Annotated in this window: 15 protein-coding genes and 1 pseudogene; 4 read left to right on the top strand and 12 right to left on the bottom strand. The window is 62.8% G+C overall.

All coding sequences use genetic code 11. The features are described 5' to 3' along the window. A pseudogene (locus GDA49_04150) lies at positions 1 to 1,012 on the top strand (IS630 family transposase). A 15-nt stretch (positions 1,013 to 1,027) separates the two neighbouring features. On the opposite strand, the gene GDA49_04145 reads toward GDA49_04150, so the two are convergent. From GDA49_04145 to GDA49_04130, 4 genes are all read right to left on the bottom strand, one after another. Then, the gene (locus tag GDA49_04145) at positions 1,028 to 2,512 is read right to left on the bottom strand and encodes an ATP-binding protein (GenBank protein MBC6439600.1); all 1,485 of its coding nucleotides are present in this window, start codon (positions 2,510 to 2,512) and stop codon (positions 1,028 to 1,030) included. 122 nt (positions 2,513 to 2,634) lie between these two features. After that, the gene (locus GDA49_04140) at positions 2,635 to 6,924 is read right to left on the bottom strand and encodes a hypothetical protein (protein ID MBC6439599.1); all 4,290 of its coding nucleotides are present in this window, start codon (positions 6,922 to 6,924) and stop codon (positions 2,635 to 2,637) included. Positions 6,925 to 7,027: 103 nt separating this feature from the next. Continuing rightward, entirely contained in the window at positions 7,028 to 8,944 is a 1,917-nt protein-coding gene (locus GDA49_04135) for a hypothetical protein (protein ID MBC6439598.1), read from the bottom strand. A gap of 258 nt (positions 8,945 to 9,202) precedes the next feature. Further along, complete coding sequence (locus GDA49_04130) at positions 9,203 to 9,406, bottom strand: DUF3893 domain-containing protein (protein ID MBC6439597.1); 204 nt, start codon at positions 9,404 to 9,406, stop codon at positions 9,203 to 9,205. 382 nt (positions 9,407 to 9,788) lie between these two features. Here GDA49_04130 and GDA49_04125 point away from each other — a divergent pair, with 382 nt between their 5' ends. Then, positions 9,789 to 10,028, top strand: coding sequence for a hypothetical protein (locus tag GDA49_04125; protein MBC6439596.1), 240 nt, complete (start codon positions 9,789 to 9,791; stop codon positions 10,026 to 10,028). A gap of 111 nt (positions 10,029 to 10,139) precedes the next feature. On the opposite strand, the gene GDA49_04120 is transcribed toward GDA49_04125, so the two are convergent. Next, positions 10,140 to 10,655, bottom strand: a complete 516-nt coding sequence (locus GDA49_04120; protein ID MBC6439595.1) for a flavin reductase family protein — start codon at positions 10,653 to 10,655, stop codon at positions 10,140 to 10,142. Between the two features lie 187 nt (positions 10,656 to 10,842). Here GDA49_04120 and GDA49_04115 point away from each other — a divergent pair, with 187 nt between their 5' ends. Then, positions 10,843 to 12,693 carry an SLC13 family permease gene (locus GDA49_04115; GenBank protein ID MBC6439594.1) on the top strand — a complete coding sequence of 617 codons (1,851 nt, stop codon included), beginning with the start codon at positions 10,843 to 10,845 and terminating at the stop codon, positions 12,691 to 12,693. 22 nt (positions 12,694 to 12,715) lie between these two features. Continuing rightward, complete coding sequence (locus tag GDA49_04110) at positions 12,716 to 13,495, top strand: arginyltransferase (protein MBC6439593.1); 780 nt, start codon at positions 12,716 to 12,718, stop codon at positions 13,493 to 13,495. Here the strand turns inward: GDA49_04110 and GDA49_04105 are convergent. The 7 genes from GDA49_04105 to recO form a co-directional block, all read right to left on the bottom strand. Beyond that, the gene (locus GDA49_04105; GenBank protein ID MBC6439592.1) at positions 13,492 to 15,849 is read right to left on the bottom strand and encodes a TRAP transporter large permease subunit; all 2,358 of its coding nucleotides are present in this window, start codon (positions 15,847 to 15,849) and stop codon (positions 13,492 to 13,494) included. The genes GDA49_04110 and GDA49_04105 overlap by 4 nt on opposite strands. Next, positions 15,846 to 16,769 (bottom strand): TRAP transporter small permease subunit, encoded by a 924-nt coding sequence (locus tag GDA49_04100; GenBank protein ID MBC6439591.1) that lies wholly within the window; start codon positions 16,767 to 16,769, stop codon positions 15,846 to 15,848. The genes GDA49_04105 and GDA49_04100 overlap by 4 nt, the downstream gene beginning before the upstream one ends. A 58-nt stretch (positions 16,770 to 16,827) precedes the next feature. After that, entirely contained in the window at positions 16,828 to 17,922 is a 1,095-nt protein-coding gene (locus GDA49_04095) for a twin-arginine translocation signal domain-containing protein (GenBank protein ID MBC6439590.1), read from the bottom strand. 212 nt (positions 17,923 to 18,134) lie between these two features. Next, on the bottom strand, positions 18,135 to 18,806 hold the full coding sequence (gene nthB / locus GDA49_04090) for a nitrile hydratase subunit beta (protein ID MBC6439589.1): 672 nt from the start codon (positions 18,804 to 18,806) through the stop codon (positions 18,135 to 18,137). A gap of 10 nt (positions 18,807 to 18,816) precedes the next feature. Continuing rightward, positions 18,817 to 19,407 carry a nitrile hydratase subunit alpha gene (gene nthA, locus GDA49_04085; GenBank protein MBC6439588.1) on the bottom strand — a complete coding sequence of 197 codons (591 nt, stop codon included), beginning with the start codon at positions 19,405 to 19,407 and terminating at the stop codon, positions 18,817 to 18,819. Between the two features lie 426 nt (positions 19,408 to 19,833). Beyond that, entirely contained in the window at positions 19,834 to 22,056 is a 2,223-nt protein-coding gene (parC, locus tag GDA49_04080; protein MBC6439587.1) for a DNA topoisomerase IV subunit A, read from the bottom strand. Beyond that, entirely contained in the window at positions 22,053 to 22,805 is a 753-nt protein-coding gene (gene recO / locus GDA49_04075; GenBank protein MBC6439586.1) for a DNA repair protein RecO, read from the bottom strand. The genes parC and recO overlap by 4 nt, the downstream gene beginning before the upstream one ends. Position 22,806 lies beyond the last annotated feature (1 nt).

Here is a 22,806-nt window from a genome sequence, read left to right as displayed (position 1 = left end):
TCGCAGTGATTTTTCGGCTTCCGATCTGGCGCGTTTGGCGCGACAGAGCGACGATGCAGACCGGACGAGGCGGGTGTTGGCCATTGCGATGATCCTGGACGGCGGATCGCGATCTGATGCGGCGCGCACTGGCGGAGTTGGTCTGCAGATTATCCGCGACTAGGTTCTGCGGTTCAATGCTGACGGGCCAGAAGGGCTGCGGACCCGCAAGGTGCCGGGCAAACCCTCGATCCTGACGGATGAGCAACGCCAGCAATTGGCTGCTGCGGTCGAGGCTGGCCCCGACCCCGATCGTGATGGCGTGGTCCGTTGGCGCCTGGTTGATCTGGCCGTGTGGGTCAAGTGCACGTTTGGCGTGACGATCAGTCGCACCACAGTGGGCCGTGAGCTGCGCGCCATGGGTTTCCGCAAGCTTTCGGCGCGTCCCCAGCACCATGCACAAGACCCGGATGCGATCAAGGCGTTCAAAGAAAACTTCCCCGACGTGGTCCGCGACATCCGTGTTCAGAACGGCTCGCCACCGATAGAAATCTGGTTCCAGGACGAGGCAAGGGTGGGACAGAAGAACAAGATCACCCGCCGCTGGGCCAAGCGCGGCACCCGTCCTCGCGCGCCAAAGGATCAACGCACCCAATGGGCCTACATCTTCGGTGCAATCTGTCCGGCGGCCGGTTCGGTCATGCCCTGGGTCGACACCCACGCGATGGCCGAACACCTGAAGCTGATCAGCACCGAAGTCGCGCCCGGCGCCCACGCAATCCTGATCGTCGATCAGGCCGGGTGGCACACGACATCGAAACTCGAGGTGCCCGAGACCATCACCTTGTTGCCACTGCCGCCGAGGTCGCCTGAGTTGAACCCGGTCGAAAACGTCTGGCAGTACATCCGGGACAACTGGCTCTCAAACCGCGTCTTCGCAAGCTACGACGATATCGTGGCGAACTGTTGCGAGGCCTGGAACACGTTGATCAAGGACCCAGATTGCATGACCTCAATCGGATCGAGGAACTGAGCCAATACGTGATGATCAACGCGCTTTGGTATGAGTAACCGTTACTCGCGGATCTCCGTCTCCCGCCAGGATGGCCTCTTTGCCCAGTTGGAAGACTTCGTGCTGCTCCTCAATGAGCCCCGGCCTTCTCTCCAGACGCCAGCCGCCGTCCCGGAGCTTGTCCTCGAGCGGACGATCGACGACGACGTATTCGACCGGAACCCAGTTCGGTGCGATGCGACGCTGTTCGAGACGATCGTCGGCCTTGAGGTGAGTTGCGTCTATGGCCGCATCGGAGCCGTTCTTCAGCAGCCAGTGAACGCGCTGGCGCACCATCTTGAACACGGCCGCGTTGTTGGCCGCGATCTCGGGGTGTCCCTCGCGAATGTCGTCGGATGAGACGATGATGGCCGGATCGTGGTGCTGTCTCACCCAGGTCGTCTTTCCTGAAGCCGGGGAGCCGATCATCATGATCAGGCGCTGGCCGCAACGTGGCCAATCCCAACCGATCTCGGGCGCAGGTGCTGACACGGTATCCTTGAGGGTCGCCAGCTTCTCCACGTCTTCATAGGAAAGCGGGGACATGTGCGCGAGCTTGTGGCGGATCTTACATATCGCGTGCGTGATCAGGGCGCGTTCCTCCCGCGACAGGCGGTTGCCGAGAATAGCCTGGAGCTCCGTGATGTCGATCTCGCTCGGATGTTCTCTTACCTGCGGCAGTGTATAGTAAGCGTTTGTCCAAGGCATGATCGAGTCGAGATAGGCGCGATGCCGCCGCACGATCATGGCTCGGATCTCTTCGACGTAGGGAAAGACGATCGCGGAATGAGCCCGCCAGACTCGCTTCTCGAACTCTGCGCGCTGATCCCGGACAGCTAGGACTAGGGAATCAATCCTCGGTGCGTCGTCCCACTCGTCGACTAGGCCGTCACGCCAGCAGACTTCCTTCCCATGAACAAACAAGTTCGCGTGGCGTCGAAGCTCTTGCCAAGGTTCAATCTGGGCCTTCTCGTCGATGACGGTGAGTCCCTCAAGCAGCGTTGTGTTAGGCCCTGCGACCTCGATCGAGGTCTCTCGAGCGAGTCGCGAGATCAAGCCTGCCGGGCTGCTTTTCCGGCGATCATGCCAGATGGTGCAATCGAGGCGATCGATGACGCCGATCCACTTCAGGACGGCCTTGCGACCAAAAGAAGAGAAGATCTCACGGTCCGGCAGGTCCGGCGGCAAGGTGAAGATCATCTGCGGAAGAATTTCGCATTCTTCCTTGGCAGCCCGCCGGAGATCGCGCGCAAACATCCCCCACATCCTCCAGATATCACGGTCGATGTTGCGGATGACGAAAGCCCGCTTGTCGAGCCGCGGGATGCCCAGGAAATCGGATGCCGTGTTGACCTTCCTGCCGGAGCCTTCGGGAATCCGACGGGCGATCGCCTGCGCAGGAGGGCGGCGACCGATCCGCAAGGCATCCATTTCGTAGACCCGGGCACGGTGGAGATCGCGGGCCCGATCCGCCAGCGCCAACGGCAGAGCCTCGGCGATACTGACGGGGGCCGCGATTCCGACGACGGCGTACTCTCCCGCCAAAGCCCATGCCTTGTCGAGGAATCGCGACGGGCCGGGGATGTCCCACCACTCAGCGATGCTCATGCGTCGACGGTCTCCTCCTGCATCAGACGCATGACTAGTGGATTAATGCGATAGCGCGTTCCCTTGGTCGCGCTCCGCTTATCGTCCCGGGTGCTCGGAACGACCTCTACCAAGTCGAGAAGGCGGTAGTAGGCCAGTAGGGTCTCTGGCTTGAGATTACTCTCGTCTCCGTTGATCTCGAGGGCGGCCGCATCCAGGAAGTCATTCTCGGCGAAGTGGTCGCCTATCTCGTAGGTGATGACCGCCCTGATCCCTGCCGCAATCGCGTCGTCGCCCAACCCGAGTTGGACGACGATCTCGCTCTTGGAGCTGTGGATTTGCCTCATTTTTTGGCTGAACCGTTTGTCGACGTTTTCTTTACTGATGCGCTTGTCCAGAATGTCGTCGATCAGCCCGCTCCAACCGCCGGTGATCCCGAGGATCTCCTCAGCCCGGCTGTCGAAGTTGTCAACCAGGCCCTGATGGAGGAACGAGGCAATGAAGGACCGCCGCCACGGCTCAAGCGACACAACATCGAACTCGGGCGACGGCGAGGAATGCGATGATGCCCAAGAGAGAGCTTGCGGCGGCCCGCCGATGAAGACGATCGTTAACTCGCCGTCCCGGACCTTTCGGGACTGCTTCGCCTGATTCACCCAGATCGGATCCCATTCCCGGTCTTTATCGACGACGAGCAGCGTGCGCTTGCTGCTGTCACCAAGCTTGAGCCGGCTGAGTTCGTTCCTGAACGCCTTAACGTTCTTCGCCTGCAGCACCCTTACGTCGAACAGGTCCTTGCGGAAGCTCCGCAGACATGTTGCGACTTGGTCCACGCTGGCAAGATTGTGACCGAAGACAAGAACAGGTTTGCGCGCCCTGTTCTGGGCGATCTGGTGCTCCTGGCCGATCGTCAGGACCGAGCGTCGCAAGGTCGCTCTGCGGCTGCCGCGTCCCTCTATGTTGCCGAGTTCGCGGCGCTTATGTGTGTGCTCCAACGATTGCGGCCGCGGCTTGTCGGCGAACCGTAAGACACCGTCCTCGACGGCCCGGTTGCCGCCGATGAACGCCAGAGTAGACCGGCTGCGGAGAGTCCAGCGATAGTCGTCGATGCTGCGCAGGAGACCGAGGACAACCATTTCCTTCAGCAGGTCGGCAACGTCCTCCGGCCGAACGTCTTCGACGAACGCGGCAGGCCAGAAGTATGCGGCCAGATCGAGCACTTCGGTCGCCCGCATGCCCTCGTCAGTCTTGTGGGCGGCGTTCATGTCGATCATATGGTTGGCTATGATGTAGGTAAGCAGCTTGTAGCGCTCGCCATCGAGATCCAGGGTTTTGTCGAAGGCCCGCTTGATCTCTTCGAGGGTCTTCGGGTCGTTCAGGACTTCGCGCACCAAGGTGTCGTCGATCTTGCGGACGAGAACGCCGTTATCCGCCACACGCTCGCGAATGGTGCTCACGAGCGATTCGCCGACGAGCTGGATCAGAACCGGGTAGTAGTTGCAGTAGCTGAGAATCTGCCAGACGTCCCGGTCGTTCGCGAAATGGTAGCCCATGCCCGCGAGTGGTCCCGTAATGAGGCGTTCAGCGTCGGCAACATCCTTGCCGATCATCGGACCGATCTCGAGAATGCCACTGTCCATGTGCGTTAGAGGCGCGTTCTCCAGATTCCTGGTGAGCCGGAGCGCGTTCTGCAGACCGGCGAGCACAACCTTGAACCGGCGATTTGTGCCGACCATGATCTTGTTCAAGGTCTTGATGGCAGCGAAACCCTCGCTCTCGTCCAGCTTCACGAATTCGTCGCACTCATCGACCATCAGGATGATGCTGCGCCGCGCGTCTTTCTCCAGCCAGGAGATCACTCGGTCCTTGAAGCGCTCGGCTTCATCGACCGGCTTCGAGAACACCGCGCTGAGCGCTTTCGACCCCTCGCGCCAGATGTCGCGCGTGTCGGCCGTTGTGTGGATCGAGATGTAGACCCGGAGCGTCCCCGTTTCCTCGGAATGCTCCTGCTGCTCGAGATGCTTCAGGAGCGCTGTCTTGCCCAGGCGCCGGCCGCCGTAGACGATGAACCCGGTGTTCATGTTCTTGAGCCGCTCGTACTCCTCGCGGCGTCCCTTGAACATTTCCGGCGGCACAGCGTAGTTCTGGTAATCCCGATAGGGATCGGAGAACGAGAACGCCTGCGCGATCTCCAACATGGTGAGTGAGCGGAAGTCTTGCTCGGAGAGCGCGTAGAGGAAGATGCTCTCGTCGATTATCAGGAGCTTGTACTTGTGCTTCAAGGCGATCTCCGCCAGCTTCTCGCGATCGCGCTGGGACACCACGTCGGGGACGATGACCATTACGCCGATGTGGGAGGGGCCATTCGTAAGGCGGTCGAAATCGCCTTGCTCGTATTTCGGCATGCTCGGATAGACAGCGAGACGCCACGTGCCGCCAGTCATGCTGCCAAAGTCTGGCAAGAGGACGCTCTCGCGGTCGGCATTGATCGAGAGCTTCATATCGCCGACGTGCTCCCGTCTGGTCGGAACGCTGCGAGACGGATCGGGCGTGACGGAAACGTTCCGGAAGTCGAGCGCCTCCAGCAGAGAGGCGGCAGCGGCCAGAACCCTTTTGCTTCCCGTGTTCTTCCGCGTTGCGTCCTTACGGAACTCCTGCCAGCGCTCGAGGCGCGCTAGGCTCTCTGTCTTCTCGTCGACGCGGGAGAACGGGATGCCCAAATAGTCATTGCCGTTGACGAGTGCCTCGCGCACGGCCTCAAGATCGTAGTCCTTGCTCGAGAGGATCGTCGGCAGGTCCAGTGTCTCGAAGAAGTCGCGGAAGGCGACCGGCTGGATCATGCCCCGGTTCGGTTCAGGCGTGTCGCTGATGTGGTGCTCGAGAAGCTCGTCTGCGGCGGCGAGATCTTGCTGGGTCTCGATCAGCGCCTCGACCTCCTGGCGGATTCGCGCGAAACTCTCTTTGTCCTCGGCCTTACTCTCAAGATCGTCCAGCCGGTTGAGCAGCGGTTGTTTCTCCAGCTCGAAGACGCTCTTGATCTTATCTTCGGTGTCCTCGATCAGCGCCTCGATGGCGTTGAAGTCCTGGAGGATTTCCTGGCCCGCCGTTGCAAGGATGTCGGGCGCGTACCTGTCTGAGGGGTCGACCAAATCGAGTTTGCCGACGTCGCTGTTCTTGAGGTCGCCTTTCTTGAGGTAGTCCTCGTGCACCTGGTTGAGGCGCTCGTAGGCGTCCTGGAGATCGTCGTTGTGCTTGATCGTGTAGCGCTGCGCCCGCATCACATTCGCGAGCGTCTCTTTGATCTGGTCATTGATGGCGAAGAACCTATCCTCGCGCTTCGCTTCGATGTCGCCACCAAGGGCGTCGAGCGTCTCACGCGGGATGCCGTACCTCTCCCCTACCTCGAGGAGCAGCCGGGCGGCAAGGAAGGAGCCCTCGTCGAGCCTGGCATGAAAGGCGGCAACGAAGGACTCCGGGTTGTGCCGGCTTTCGCGCGGTTCCGGGCAGCCTTTGAGCATGGACGAGATAACGAGATCGACCGGATAGGGTGACGGCACCCAGTCGCCGCCGTACACCATCCCCGGAGCCCAGAGGAGCGGGCCGTGAAGTGCGATCATCGCCCGAGTCATATCGACGGTGGGCGCCTCCTTCCCAGTTGCGAGCCCCTGCAACCGGGTCAGCACGGTACGCGCCACGTCGGCGGCTGCCGCGGCCAGGGGACCGTGCTTCTCGACGAGCTCTTTCAGAGTTAAGTCGGCTTCGCGGCTGCTCTTGACGATCTGCTTCGCAAGCGGTCGGAGCACTTGCTCTTCGTGGCTGCTCGGCTTGTTGTCCAGAACGGTGCCTGCCCACTCCACAGCCAGACGGGAAATCTCCGTGATCTGGTTGATGAACCAAAGGCGGCCATCCCCGACAACCGGCGCATGGGTCTTTTTCTCCGACTCCGCACGATCGATCAGCTTGTCGGCTTCGTCGCGATTCAGGTAGATTTCCCCGATTTTCTTCGCGCGCCGGGCGGACGCCTCCAAGTTGCCCGCATCCTTGAGCACGCCATGTAGCTCGCGGAAAGGCCCCGAATGGAGCAACCAGTTCTGGATCTGGCGGCCGACCCGGTAGGTCCGTCGGCTTTTCTCGAGCAGCGCCAGTTTGGAGAGCAGTTCGGAGTGAACTGCGTTCGAGTAAGTCTTGTCATCGGGCGACACGAGCGCAAACAGGCTGGACGCGCTGATTTGAACGTTGCTCTTGACCGCGTCTTTGGCGGCCTTGTTGAGCGAAAAGAAGCAGTTCCCGACACCGTTGCTAACCAAGATATCGGTGAAGCTCGTGCTCGGCGAGTTCGTGATGCCGCCGAAAAGCACGAGCTCAATGGTCGACGAAAACAGGGCGATCCGACGCGCCGCGGTCCGCGCCTTATGCCGCGGTCCGCGCCTTATCTTGATCTTGTTCGCCCTCGGACGAGGAGAGCTCGTTCGCGGCGACGAGCGCTCGCCTCAGGGCCTCCGCATACTGATCAACATCCGCGTATGACGTCACTTGGGTGTGGTTAGCGCACGTCACCAAGAACAGTTCAGCCGAGGTGAAGGCAAGGCGTGCCTCCGGATATTTGGCCTCGGCCGCGAGCGCGAGATGATAGGCTGCGCCGAATTCCTTTTCCGCAAACAGTTCGTCGAGGCGACCGTTGATGTCGTCGATCTCAAGGGCGGCTTCGTCGGCCTCTACCTCTACCTCTTCCTCGACCACGTCGATGCCGTCGTCCGCCGGATATGTGCCCGCTTCAGGTGTGTCGTCCGTCTCCTGCGCTAGGGCGGGCTCGGACGGCATCACCTCTGCCAAGCTGGCGTCGAATTCCTCGTCGGTGTACACCTCGACGTCCCGGTCGTTGTCAGATGACGCCTCCGCGGACGCGAACGACGTTACGGAATCGAGGATGAGAAGTACGTCTTCGATAGACTTGAACGCGAGCCGGAGTGCCTTGCGGAAACGTTCCCCGATTTCGGCGGTCGCGGCCTCGAGCTCGTCGTCGTCCTCGATCTGCCGGACGCGTTTGCGCTCCTGCTTGATCTCCTTGACCTCAGCCGTAGCCCGTTCGGTCCCGTTAACCCGGTTTTCGATGTCCTCAAGGGGGATGGTAGCCGCAACCTCGTCCGGCACACCGTCAATCCGTCTGCTCAGCGCCGATTCCTCGGCTGTTACCCACTTAGCGCCCATCTTGACGAGCTTACAGTGGCAGGTCGAGAGGCGTTCCTTGATCTCGATGAGTGGGACGGCCTCCGGGACGGAGTCGTACAGATCGACTAGGTCTTCGAGTTCGGCAACGAGGGCGCGAAGACCCTCCACGCCCTGGCGGTTCGGCATCTCCATCTCTTCGACCGCCGCCTGTACCGCCGCCACACCCGTCCGCCATCGGTCGACGATCTCCGCCTTCTGGGGAGGCGTCTCTGTGGCGTTCGTTGTAGCGTCTTCGTCCATGGTGATGTCGGATTCAATGTCGTCGGCCTCGGTGGTCACCTGGACCACGTCTTCCTCCGCTGCTTCATTGCCCGCGTCCGCAACGTCTTCCGACACCTTGCGCGTGCTTGAGAAGATAGCCTCTTTCCAAGTACTGTCATACACCGCGCCGTCGATCAATTGCAGGCGCTCGCCGAATTCGATGATGATGTCGATGTCGTCCGGACTCTCAATCTCGTTCCGTCGAGCCTCGAGAATCCCGACAATCGATGACCAATCGAAGCGCGATGTCGGAAACATCGACATCATCATCGGAAACAGGATCATGTGAAACATGAATGTAAGAGCGGTGTCCGGATCGTTGTGCTCAAAGCAGGATTCGAGGACATGGTTCACGAACTCGCCGGTATCTTTATCTTTGTCCTTGTCCTCGCCCGAAGGCTCGCGGTCGGGCCAGTATTCCCGGGTGAGTTTGCAAATGGGATCGACAACTTTGTATTGGAAATCTTTCTTGCTCGGCCGCTTGCACGGATCCTTGTTACCCAGGTTGAACTTCTTGACGCTGAGAAGATAGAAGACCCGAAGGAACGCAGGGTAGCGCAGGGCATCTAAGAAATAAGGGAGAGCCTTGCTGCAACCAACTTCGCCCAAGGCCTTCTTGTCCGTCGGCCAGCCCTCATACCCCGTCAGATTCGCGATCAGATCGGTGTCCATGCGCGCGACATTGAGATAGCGCCGCTCAAGGTAGATGTACTTCGAAATCCACTCATCGTCGACGAACGAGGGGAGCCTCTCAACCGGGATCGTAACGAGCGCGTGCTTCTCACTCGTGAGCCCCTTGTTCTCGTCTCCCGTTGTCTCGTGAATCTCATCCGGCATCTCTTCGTCCTCTTGGTCAAACTCTTCTCCCGCTGTCGTCGCTCGGCAGTCGTCAGGAGCGTCCGTACTCAGCGGGCGCCATCGTCGATTTCCGCCTTGAAAGACCAGGCCTGAAAACCCCGATAAGCCAGCCGACGACATCAGCGTGTCGGTCAGGGAGCTCGGACGGTTCAGGATCTCCGACCGGGACGACAGTTCCTCTTCCGGCTCGGGTGAACCATCTTCGACGTCCTCCCGATCCGATTCGCAATCTTCGTCCTAGAGAGTGAAGCGCGCAATGTAGTCGTCGAGCTTTTTCTTGAACGAAGTCGGCGCCGGGAGCGCCGTCAGGCTGTCATGGTGAACGTAGCCGTGGCGCATGTCGTCGACGAACCCGGCGATGCAGGTCGGGGCGTCCCCTTCCGCCGTGTTAAAGACGACGATTTCGAGCAGGCTCGGAAGCTTGTAGCCCTGCTTGACCAAGGCGTTATACCACGAACCATTGAGTCAGACCTATAGTCTAATTGTGGAAAACGGAAAGAGGTTTTCCATGAGACTTGAGCATCGCATTACCTCAATCGGAGCGAGAAACTGGGCCAGTCGGTTCTGATCAACACGCTTTGGTATCACGGGCGTCTTCGCCGCCGCAGGATGTGATCCCGATTAAATTGATCCCGCTCTAGTACTGAATGAAGGTGTCGGTTGACGTCGCTGGACCGCGACGGCGGTCGGTGTCGTGGTGATGGTCCGGCCAGGCACCGTCAACTTCGATCCCATAACCCTGATCGTGCTCGCCTAGGCGGCCTGCATCGCGCTCTCGGTGACCATCATCAAGAGGTTCCAGGTGCACGAGAGCCAACTTTCGATGATGTTCTTCACATTCCTATCGTCGGGTCTGACCGCGCTCTTCGCGGGGTTCGACAACTGGATCTGGCCCGACTGGGGTCAGGCCAGCCTGATCCTGGCGACATCGCTGGTGGGCATGTGTGTGCAGGCTATGGAATTGTATGCCTATCGCCGCGGTCAAGCGAGCTACCTCGCGCCGGTTACCTACGTGCGTCTGATCTTCGCGGGCGCGCGCGATCGGCATGATCTTCTTCGATGAGTACACGGCGACCGCAACATGGATCGGTGCGACCATCATCATGGCGACCGGCATCGACACCGTGCGCCGCGCCGAGGTCAGGAGCCGGACGCGCTGAAAGGTGTCAGGGTCCTACATCCACTCATGGTCGGACGCGTCCGGCAGCATCGAGCGGTACGAACCCTGGTAATAGAGAAGCGGTGCCGCGGGTGTGCCGACCTCCATGTTGAAGGCCTCACCAACGAAGATGACGTGATCGCCGCCGTCATAGTGGAACCGCGTGTAACACTCGAACATGGCGAGCGAGCCCGGGAACATCGGACACTGCGTGACGCCTGTGTCGTACTCGACGCCCTTCCACTTCTCGATCGAGGGATGCGCAAACTGGTTCGAGAGCTCCTTTTGGTGCTCACCCAAGATGTTCACTGCGAAGAAATCGGTGCTCTCGAACTTGTTAAGGCTATGCGCCTCACGCGAAAGGCTGAACAGCACCATCGGAGGATCGAGCGACACAGAGTTGAATGAATTCGCCGTGATGCCCAAAAGCTCGCCCTCGCGCGTGCAGGACGTGATGACGGTGACTCCTGTCGTGAACATGCCCAGCGCGTCGCGAAGCTGGCGTTTCGTGAAGTTGCGCTTGCGGCTCATGGCGATCTCCGTGTCGCATTTGAGACTTCGTACGGCGGCGACTTCATGATAGCTGAGTGTGCTCCGTCACGCACAACCGACACAAGGGCCTCGGGTTCGTTTTGTTTGCGCACCCTGCTGTAGACTGCTGACATGACCATCTTTGACATCGACCGCCTCCGGGCGGCGCGGCGGCCGTGAACGTGTCATGACCGGCGTCGAACCCGGCATCATGATGTGGGTGACCTTCGCGGTAATCCTCGCCGCGATCGTACTCTACGCGTGGGAGTACTTCACGCTGGAGTTCACCTCGGTCGCGACCATCACGGTGCTGCTGATCCTGTTCCACCTGTTCCCGGTCCGGTCGCCGGACAGCGGCAATGAGCTCGACACCGTGCGCCTGCTTGCCGGATTCGCCGATCCGGCGCTGATCACCGTGCTCTGCATGCTGGTGATCGGCCAAGGGCTGGTCCAGACCGGCGCCCTGCAGCGGATTGCCCGCGACATCCTCCATGTCGCCCGCGGCAGCGGCAAGCTCGCGATCGCCATCGTTCTCCTCCTCACCATGGTGTTGAGCGGTGTCAGCAACAACACGCCGATCGTTGTGGTCTTCATCCCCGTGCTGCAGGCCCTCGCCGAACAGGGCCGGCACTCGTCGAGCAAGGTCATGATCCCGCTGTCCTATGCCGCCATCCTGGGCGGCATGACGACGCTTGTGGGGTCCAGCACGAACCTGCTGGTCTCGGGCTCGCTGCGGGACCTGGGCGAGACGCCGTTCACCATGTTCGCGTTCACGATCCCCGGCATCGTCGTGGCGCTCGTGGGCCTCGTCTATGTCGGGCTGGTCGTTCCGCGCCTGCTCCCCAACCGGTCGAGCATGGCCGGCACACTGGTCGGTGCCTCAGGTCGTCAGTACCTCGCCCAGTTCACTGTTGGACACGAGTCGTCACTGGTCGGCCACGCCGCCCAGGCCGGCATGTTCCCCGGCCTGACCGAGGTCACCGTGCAGATGGTCCAGCGCGGCGAACACGCGGAGCTGGCGCCCTTCGAGGACACCGTCCTGCAGCCCGGCGACACGCTCGTTGTCGCGGGTACACGCAAGGCACTGATGGACCTTCTGACGCGCGACAAGGGCCTGATCGGCGATGCCGACCGCGACGACCCCGAAGGCGAGGCCCCGGTCACGCCGACGCGGTCCGGCGACGAACAGGTGCTGGTCGAGATCATGATCGCACCAGCCAGCCGCATGACCGGTCAGAACCTGGAGCAGATCGGCTTTCGTCGTCGCTTCGGCGCCATCGTACTCGGACTGCAGCGCCGTTCCCGCATGATCCGCCAGCGCGTGACGGAAATCCGGCTTGACGCGGGCGACGTTCTGCTGGTGCGCGGACGGCGCGACGACATCCGCTCACTGCGTACCAATCCCGATGTGCTGGTCATGGAATGGTCGGCAGCCGAGTTGCCCAACCTCCACCTGGCCAGGCGGGCGCTGCTGATCACCGGGCTGGTCATCGCCCCGATCTCGTTCGATCTCGTGCCCGTGGTGATCGCCGCGATGGCAGGCGCGACCGCAATGCTGGCACTGGGCTGCCTCAATGTCCGCCAGGCCAGCCGTGCCGTCGAGCGCAAGGTCGTGATGCTGGTGGCCGCAGCGCTCGCCATGGGGCACGCCATGCAGGCCACCGGCGGTGCGGCCTATCTGGCCGATCTCGCGGTGATGATTTCGGGCAGCGACAACCCGGCCATGCTGCTGTCGGTCTTCTTCCTGATCGTGGCACTCGTCACGAATGTCCTCAGCAACAACGCTGCAGCCGTCCTGTTCACACCGATCGCCGTCAGCTTGGCCTCTGGACTCGGTGTCGATCCCCTGCCCTTCGCGGTTGCCGTGGTGATCGCGGCGAGCTGCTCGTTCGCAACGCCGATCGGCTATCAGACGAATCTGCTGGTCATGGCACCCGGCCACTACCGATTCAGCGACTTCCTCCGAGCCGGTCTTCCACTTGTGCTTGTCGTCTGGCTTGCCTTTTCGCTCTTCGCCCCTGTCTACTATGGCCTATGAGCCCATCACCGATCGCTGACCGATGACCCGTGAGAACGACGCATCCGTGACGTTGAAGGATGCGAGCTCCGGCTCAAGCGCAGGCACCCGTCCGCTGGCATTCTTTTTCGGCACGCGCGCACAGGCCTGCCCCTACCTGCCCGATCGCCTGGAAAACAAGGTCGTCACCGATCTCTCGGGCCCGCACGCCCAGGCGCTGCACGACGAGCTGACGCTGGCCGGCTTCCGCCGCAGCCACAATCTGGTCTACCGGCCGAGTTGCGTCGGCTGCGAGGCCTGTGTCCCTGTGCGCATTCCGGTCGCGCGTTTCAAGCCGAGCCGATCCCAGAGGCGAACCCAGCGGCAGAACGAGGACCTGGCGGTCTCGCTGACGCCGAGCCAGGCGACGTTTGAGCACTATGCACTGTTCGATCGTTACCAGCAGGCACGCCACAAGGGCGGCGGCATGTCGGCCATGTCGTTCCCCGACTTCCGCGCCATGATCGAGGAAACGCCGGTCGATACCCGGCTTGTGGAGATGCGCGACGACCACGGCGAACTCGTCGCGGTCTCGCTGTCGGACTGGCTCGCCGACGGGCTCTCGGGGATCTACAAGTTCTTTGAGCCCGATCTCGGCGCGCGCAGCCTCGGCACATACCTCATTCTCTGGCACATCGAACACGCCAGGTGCCTCGGACTGCCGCATGTCTATCTCGGCTACTGGATCGGCGCCTGCTCGAAGATGTCCTACAAGACCAACTTCCGCCCGCTCGAAGCGCTGACCGGGGACGGCTGGCAGGACCTGGAGCCCGACAAGAGCTAGTTCTCCGGCAGGATATCCGGCAGGAAGGTGGTGATCTCCGGGATCAGCCACATCAGCGCCAGTCCCACGACCTGAATCACCACGAAGGGCGCAACGCCTCGATAAATCTGCCCTGTCGTGATCTGCGGTGGTGCGACACCACGCAGATAAAACAGCGCAAAACCGAACGGCGGTGTCAGGAACGAGGTCTGCAGATTGACCGCGATCATGATCGTCACCCACTTGGGATCGAGCGTACCGCCATAGATCACAGGTCCCACGATGGGGATGACGATGTAGATGATCTCCAGGAAATCGAGCACGAACCCGAGGATGAAAAGCACCAGCATGACGACCAGGAACACGACCCACTCGTCGTCGAACGAGCGCAGAAACTCCTGGATGTAGTGCTCGCCGCCGAAGGAGATAACGACCAGGTTCAGCATCTGCGAACCGATGAGGATGGCGAACACCATCGTCGTGACCTTCGCCGTGTCGCGCACGACCGAGCGCAGGATGTTGGTGCGCCACAGGACCCAGCAGGCATAGAGCAGCCCACCGAACGCGACGTGATAGGCCGCAGCCGCCACGATGAACGCGACCCAGTTCTCGAATCCGACGTGTTCGATGGTGATCCGCAGATCGAAACTCGATCCGATCAGGAGAAAGATCACGATGGCGAAGGTCGCCATCAGGATGAACTTGCCGCCCTTCCTGTCCTGGTCGTCGCCGATCCGGCGATAGGCCGAGAGCATCAGGGCACCAGCCGCACCGAGGCCAGCGGCCGCGGTAGGGTTGGTGATACCGCCGAGGATCGAACCCAGCACGGCGACGATCAGCACCAGCGGCGGGAAGACGACGCGCAGCAGTTCGACTTCGGCCAGTCTCGGGAACGCGTGGCGCAGCCCATAGATCACCGCCGCAATCGGCAGCGCGAGGATGGCCCAGGTCGTGCCCGGGCTCGCGACGGGACTGATCAGCAGCGCATCGACCAGGATCGTCAGCACCACACCGCCGCCGCCGACCAGCAGCGGGAAGACCGGCGCCGACGGTGCCACGCCGCGCGCGGTGGTCAGCACCAGAGCCAGAAGCACGAGTCCCGTGACAAGACCTTCAGAGATCGGCGGCAGGTGCAGCTTGGCCTCGGCCTCAAGGACGTCGAGCTGCTCGTCGGTCGGGGGCAGGAAACCCACGGCCTCGGCCTCGGCCTGGGCAGTGACGGAGCGGTCCCACATTTCCTGGCCGTGCAGATCGATCATCGAGGCCTGGCATTCCTCGGACACGTTCGTGCGCAGCTCCGGCGCGATCGGCGGCTCGACGAGCGAAAACCGGTCGACGGTCTGGGGTCCGGCCAGGCCCATCGTGAAGAGGACGCCCGCGGTCGCGACCACCAGGGCGGGCGCGCCTGCGAACCACCAGAAACGATGACGCGACGTCGCACCGGGATCGCCCGGCGCGGCGGTCTCCGCGTGGACGGGCGGCGCCTTCTCCGGGTGGAACAGCGCAAAGACGAAGACGTAGAGCGCGTAGAGTCCCGCCAGCATGATGCCCGGTACGATCGCCGCCTTGAACAGCGTGCCGACCGAGACGACCGCGGCCTTGCCCAGGAAGGTCAAGGCGTCGCGACAGCCGGCGGCAATGGCGCGGTCTTCCTGCGCGGTGGCATAGAGATCCCCGGCGAGCGTTCCCAGCAGCACGATGACGATCGATGGCGGGATGATCTGGCCGAGCGTGCCCGACGCCGAGATGACGCCGGTCGCCAGTTCCGGGGAGTAGTTGTTGCGCAACATGGTGGGCAACGAAAGCAGTCCCATCGTGACCACCGTCGCGCCGACGATGCCGGTCGAAGCTGCGAGGAATGCACCGACGACGACAACCGAGACCGCAAGGCCGCCCGGTAGGCCGCCGAACACCCGCGCCATGGATGTCAGAAGGTCCTGGGCGATGCGCGAACGCTCGAGCGAGATGCCCATCAGGATGAACATCGGCACGGCCAGCAGGAGCTCGATCGACGGCCCTGCCAGGACGCGCTCGTTCATGCGGTTGACGATGAAGGTGAGCGTGCGGAAAAACGCGCCCTCGGCCCCGTCCTCGAAGAGCGGGGCCGTGTAGGTGGGTAAGTCCGGGAACCGAAAGAGCGATATCGTCTGTTCGGCAACCCCCTGGTCCAGCAAGGCGAAGTAGGCATCGCTGCGGGTGTCGATCACCTCTTTGGTCAGCCAGCCCGCCTCGCTGAACAGCGCCAGGATGGCGAACGACAGAAGCGCCGAACCGCCGATGGCGAAGGCGACGGGATAACCCGACAGGATGCCCGCGAAGAGGCACGCGAAGGTGATGATCAAGCCGATCTCGATGCCGTCGAGTCCCGGCATCAGGCGCGCGCATCATCGTCGGACGCCGCAGCAGCGACCTTCGGGGCTGAGATTCCCTCGCCGGGACGCTCATCGAAGTCCTTGAAGCGGTCGGCAGAATCCGGGCCTTCGATATACTCCAGCAGGCTGCGGTAGAAATGCCCCAACCCCTGCAGGAACATCATGGCGGCAAACGCCACCAGCAGGATCTTGAACAGGAAGTAGGCGTCGAAGCCGTTCGGCGAGAAACCCATGGTCTCGACGTTCCAGCGCACCAGCGCCGCCTTGCGTTCCAGGGATTCCAGCGTGTCGGTCGCCGAAACCTTCGGCGTGATCAGGTGCCGCCAAAGGAAGTACCAGCCGAAGAGCCAGATCACACCGATGAAGGGCAGCATGAAGAAGAGCGACCCGAACATGTCGAGGCAACGCTTCTTGCGGAAACTCACCGCGGAATAGACGAGATCGACACGCACATGGCCGCCCTGCACGAAGGTGTAGGCGGCGCAGAGAGCCACGATCATGGCGTTGTAGAGTTTCAGCTCCTCGCTGAACCAGCTGAGGTCCCGCGTGAAGACAATGCCGAACGGACCGATTGTGATCTCGGAGACCAGGAAGATGCGCTGCAGCGCGATGATCATGATCTGCTGGAGGATCATGATCAGCACTGCCCAGGCGGCGATACGCCCGACCGTGTTGGAGATCGCCTCAATCCCGCGGACGACGCCCCAAAGGAACCCGCGCCGCCAGAGCCCGATCGCAAGAACGATCAGGGCAAGATCGATGATGACGAAGAGAGAATCGATCGATCCGCCGTAATAGATGATCTTGACGAGATCCTCGGGCACAGCGGGATCGGGCCACGACGATGGGCTGAACAGCAACCCAACAAGGTCCGCGATCCCGCCCCAGAGATGGCTTGGTAGCCAGAGAATGCCGTCGATCATGAACCGCCGTCGGCAAACGGCCCCCGTCCCTTGCGAACGGAGGCCGTATGCCAAAGCGTCAGATGCCGAGAACCCTGTTGCGCTGCTGCGCGTAGGTGTTGCCGGAAAGGTCGATCCAGCCCGCGGATTTGATCAGCGAGTCGCTGTAGGAGTCGAAGGTCTTTCGGAACAGCGGGTCATCCATGTTCTCGTCGTAGACCATCTGCGACGCCTCACCGAAGGCATCCCAGACACTGTCCGGGAAGGTGTAGGTCTGCACGCCCGCCGCGACCAGGCGCTGCAGGGCCGCACCGTTGTTCGACAGGAACTGCGACAGGCCCCAGACGTTGGCCTCGGCCGCCGCGCACTCGATGATCTTCTGCTCGTACGACGTCAGACCGTCGAAGACCTCGCGGTTGACCGAGAGCGAGAGACCCGGGCCGGGCTCATGGAAGCCCGAGGTGTAGTAGATCTTGGTGATCTCGAAGAAACCGGCCTTCTCATCGGCCCAGGGACCGATCCACTCGGTGCCGTCGAGCTCGTCCATGGCAAGCGCGTTGTAAACCTCGGCACCCGGAATGTTCTGCACCGACGCGCCGAGATAGCCGAGCGCCTTGCCGCCGAGGCCGGGCATGCGGAACCGCAGGCCGTCGAAGTCCTCGGGACCGTTGATCTGCTTGTGGAACCAGCCGCCGGACTGCGAGCCGGTGTTGCCGGCCGCGAAGGTCTTCAGGTTGAAGATCCCGGTCAGCTCGTCCTGAAGCTCCCGGCCACCCATGTGGTAGTACCAGTTGTTGAGTTCCTGTGCGGTCATGCCGAACGGAATCGAGGTGTAGAAGGCGAAGGCCGGATGCTGGCCGACGAAGTAGTAGTCGGCGGCGTGATAGATGTCAGCCTGGCCCGACGATACCGCGTCGAAGCACTCGAAGGCGCCGACCAGCTCGCCCGCGGCCTTGAAGTCGATCTCCATCAGGCCATCGGACATGTTGACGATGTTGTCGGCGGAGCGCTGCGCGACGTCGTGTACACCGGCGAGGCCGCGGCCCCATGACGTTACCATCGTGAACTTCTTGCGACCCTGCGAGATCGCAGGCGTCGGGAATGCCGTGGTCGCGGCAGCGGCCGCACCCGCCGCGGCGACACCGGTTCCGCTCAGAAACTTGCGACGATCCATGTTGTTAAGTCCTCCCAGGACATGATGCCCACATGGGCGATTCGTGTTGAGCCCTACACCTTGCACTAGCAGGCAATAAAAAGGAACGGCCGATCAAATGCAAGTTTGCCGTATCGGCCGACAACCGATCCCAGCGCCCGGAACGCTCCCGAACGGAGCGGCAGGGTGCCGCGGTACTCCTCGATGGTTCTGGCTCGATGGTTCTGGCGCGCTCACGCCGGCTCCAGATAGGAGTCCCAGAGATCGACGTGCACGCTGTCGCCTGCCTCGGCGGACTCGCCCCAGAGGTCTTCGGCCGCAAAGCGCACCGTGTAGCAGTGCTCGGGGTTCTCGCCCCGATCCTGCGCGTTGCTGTCGGGGTAAACGAAAACACCGTGATCGGCGATCACCGCACCGTAGCGTCCGCGGCAGTAGCGGGGCGAGCGCGTGTGATGCTCGGGATGATCGTTGCGGACCAGGACACGATCGCCGGGCTTGAAGCGCGCCGCGATCTCGACCTCCGGGCGCTTGGTCGACGCGCCGGCCGCCATCATATCGTCGGTCTCGTCGAGCGTGATGTCACTGCCGCCTTCGGCCCGTCCAGGCTCGGTCAGCGCCGCCACGCGCTCTTCGATCTGAGCGTTGGTCAGGATGCCGCGCTGATCGAGGATCGCGGAGACCGAGCGGATCCAGAGTTCATAGTAGGTCGAGCGCAGATAGATGTGCGCGGGAATGCGCTCGATGTTGGCCCGCAGATGGTCGTCGACGAACCCGGCGCCCTCAGCGGCTTGCAGACAGACACCGAAGGCACGCTTCTCCCATTCGGCGTGAAACAGCTGCTCGTCCTCTTCGCGTACGATCTTACCGAAGCCGTGCATGCCGCCCATGTCATGAATGCCGTCCATCGCCACCTCCTCAGACCTCGGCCACGCCGATCATGCCGTCGCGCGTGACCATGTTCGCCAGCTCCTCTTCCGATTTGCCGTCGGTACCGGAAGGACGTTGCGGCAGAACCAGATAGCGGATCTCCGCCGAGGAATCCCAGACCCGGACTTCCTTCCTGGCGGGCACGTCACAGCCCATCTCGTCGAGCACCGCCCGGGGCTCGCGCACCACGCGCGACCGGTAGGGTGGACTCTTGTACCAGCGTGGCGGCAGCCCCAGAACGGGCCACGGGTAACAGGAGCATAGCGTACAGACGACGACGTTGTGGACCGCGTCGGTGTTCTCCACGACGACCATGTTCTCACCCTGCACGCCCGAGATCCCGAGCTCGCCGATGGCATCGGTGCCGTTCTCCAGCAACCGCGCCCTGAAATCCGGATCGGACCAGGCCTTCGCGACAACCCTGGCACCGTTGTGGGGGCCGACACGGGTCTCGTAGAGCTCGACGAGCTTGTCGATGCCGTTGGGATCGACAAGGCCCTTCTCGGTCAGAAGCTGCTCGATCGCCTTGACGCGCAGTGCCATCTCCGACTCAGGCTGGTTGTGCTTGTGCGATGCCATCGGTGTCCTCCCTGGTCGCGCGCGAGCCTAACAAGCGCGGCGGCGGCGGAGCAATCGTCGTCGTCGGCCGCCGGTCACAGTCTGTCCGCGCCGGATGTTTGACCCTCGCGCCATGCCGGCGCAGTCTTGATCCGGTTGAATGAAGATGATCGGGACCATAATCAGCTTTCACGCACTCGTCGGGACGAATGCACAGCCGACAACGCCGATGCCGGCCGTCAACGAGGCCATCGTTGCCGAACTCAAGGGCATCACCCACGGGATCGACCCCGCCGACGTTCCGTCCAGGCATCGTACGCACGAAGCGGGCGACGTCATTTGCACGGCCTGCGGGCTGTCAGAGCTTCGTCACTCGCTGCTGCATCGCCAACCTCGGCCAGGCAGCCCCACACCAACCGGTAAGCTGACGCCAGGCGGGTGCTTGCGTCAGCCGAACTTGTTGCTGCTGGCAAAGCCGGCCGGAGCGAGACGGCCCGCCTGGCCACGTTTGCCGACCCAGTCACCTGTCCTCGTTTCGGTCCGCGTACGGTTGCCCGACTGCCACGAGAGGCCGTCGGCCAGCCTGAACGTCTTGACGTCCGAAAGGCCGCCCGACTTGTAGCGCTGCAGGATCACGCCCCGCCCCCGCGTCATCTCGGGCAACTCATCGAGCGGGAAGACGATCACCTTGCGGTTCTCGCCCACCACCGCGACATGATCGCCGTCCACGACACGGGCGGTCACGGCTTCGGCCCTGCCTGACACGTTGAGCACCTGCTTGCCGTTCCTGGTCTGCGCCGCAACGCCGTCTTCGGGCACGACAAAGCCCCTGCCCTCGCTCGACGCCACCAGGAACCTGCGGCCGCCCTGAAACACCGTCATGGCGACGATGTCGACATCGTTGCCGAGGTCGAGCATCAGGCGCACCGGATCGCCGTAGCCGCGGCCGCCGGGCAGCTTGTCGCAGCCCAGGGTGTAGAAGCGGCCATTGGTGGCAAACACAAGCACCTTGTCGGTCGTCCAGGCCTCCGCCCGGAACCGCTCGCGGTCGCCTTCCTTGTAGCGAAGCGCGCCGACCTGGTCGCCATGTCCCCTGGCGGCGCGGATCCAGCCCCTGGCCGACAGCACGACGGTGACGGCCTCGCGCTCGATCGTGGCATCGATCGGGACTTCGATCCCGGTCGGTGCATCGCCCACCACGGTGCGCCGACGGCCCGGATCGGTCCTGGCGCCGAAGGCCGCGCGGATGTCCCTGAATTCGGTCTTCAGAGCCCTTTTCTGCCTGGCCTTGCTCCTGACCAGCCCCTTGAGGTCCTTCCGCTCGTCGGTCAGCGCCGTCCTTTCCCGCGCGATCTCCATCTCTTCGAGCTTGCGCAGGCTGCGCAGACGCATGTTGAGGATCGCTTCGGCCTGGACCTCGGTCAGCTTGAAACGCTTCGTCAGGGCGGGTTTTGGTTCGTCCGCCTCGCGGATGATGCGGATCACCTCGTCGAGGTTGAGATAAACGACGAGATAGCCTTCCAGGATCTCCAGGCGCCGCGCGATCTTCTCCAGCCTGTGGTTCGAGCGGCGCAGCAGCACCTCACGCCGGTGGTCGATGAAGGCCTGCAATGTCTCGCGCAGGTTCATCACCCGCGGCACGCCGGTGGAGTCGAGCAGATTCATGTTGAGTGAGAACCGCGTTTCCAGATCGGTCGCACGGAACAGCGACTCCATCAGGACGGCGGCATCGACGGATCGGTTCTTCGGTGTCAGGACGAGCCGGATATCCTCGACCGATTCATCGTTCACACTTTCGAGCAGCGGCAGCTTGCGCGCCTCGATGAGCTCCGCGATCCGCTCGATCAGCTTCGACTTCCGGATCTGGTACGGCACCTCGGTGACGACGATCCGGTAGGTCCCGCGTCCCGGATCCTCGATCCTCCAGCGCGCCCGCAGACGAAACGAGCCGCGGCCCGTTGCATAGGCCTCCATGACCGCGGCGCGCGATTCGACCAGCTCGCCGCCGGTCGGGAAATCGGGCCCCTGCACCATGCCGACCAGCGTTTCGAGCGTGGCGCCCGGTTTATCGACCAGATGGACCAGGGCCTGGCAGAGCTCGTCGACATTGTGCGGCGGAATGCTGGTCGCCATGCCGACGGCAATGCCGCTGGCACCGTTGGCCAGAAGGTTCGGGAACCGCGCCGGCAAGACGACCGGCTCCTCCTCGGAGCCGTCATAGGTATCGCGAAAGTCGACCGCGTCATCGTCCAGACCTTCCAGGAGCGCCATGGCGACCCCGGTCATGCGCGCCTCGGTGTATCGCATGGCCGCAGCGTTATCGCCGTCGATGTTGCCGAAGTTGCCCTGGCCGTCGACCAGCGGGTAGCGGGCCGCGAACTCCTGGGCCAGACGAACCAGGGCGTCATAAATCGCCTGGTCGCCATGGGGGTGGTATTTGCCGATCACGTCGCCGACGACCCGGGCCGACTTCTTGAAGCCCTCGCGCGGGTCGAGCCGAAGCTGGCGCATGGCATAGAGCAGCCGGCGGTGGACCGGTTTCAGGCCGTCCCGCACATCGGGCAGCGAGCGCGACGTGATGGTCGACATCGCGTAGGCCAGGTAGCGCTCGGTGAGCGCCTCGGCGAGGGGGACGGGTTCGATATCGGGGGCGTCAAGCACCTCAGTCATGACGCGCTTGTATCACCGCATCTTGTGGACAAGCGAGCCAGACGGGCCACAAATCGCTCCCGCGCCGGCGGAATGGTCACGCGATCGCCAGCGAAAAGATGACGCTCCAGGAAATGTCCCGTGAGCCTGAGACCGTCGAGGATATCGTCCGGGCCACCGAGGTCCCGGCCGGCAAGGAACCCCGGCAGGGGGAGCAGACGCGCGCGATAGGGCTCGCCTGCAGACACCGAGACGGCGCGGCCCGTGCGCGGCGAGACATGGATGAGGTCGTCGTTCCGCCCGGTCACCGCGCAGGCACCGAGATCGAGGCCGAAGCCCAGGACGTCGAGCAGGCCCAGTTCCCATCTGACGTAGACCGCATCCCAGTGTGCATCGTCGCCGGCCAGGCTGTCCAGCAGCGCAAGGAATCCATCGTGGAGCGCCGGGTAGGGATGGCGCTCCGGCAGGCCTTGTTCGGCCACCGCGCAGGCACTTGCAAGGCAGGCCAGGCGGTCCGCATCATCAAGGAAGGAGGCCGGTGCCGAACGCTCAAGTTCCACGGTGTAGCTGCCGAGGTGTTCGGACAACCGCCCGCGCCATTGCGCGCTCAGGAGATTGCCAGCCTGCAACACACCCTTCAGGCGTCGACCCGCACCGCCCCGCACCAGGCCGGCATGGCGGCCGTGATCATGGGTGAGCAGGTTCAGGATCGCCGCGGATTCGCCGTGGCGACGCGCCGAGAGAACGATGCCGCTGTCCTGCCAGTCCATG

It is taken from the genome of Rhodospirillales bacterium (genome assembly GCA_014323865.1).
Taxonomy (GTDB): Bacteria; Pseudomonadota; Alphaproteobacteria; order SP197; family SP197; genus SP197.
The sequence above is the reverse complement of the archived record's forward strand: the minus strand, read 5'-3'. Positions and strand labels throughout refer to the sequence as shown.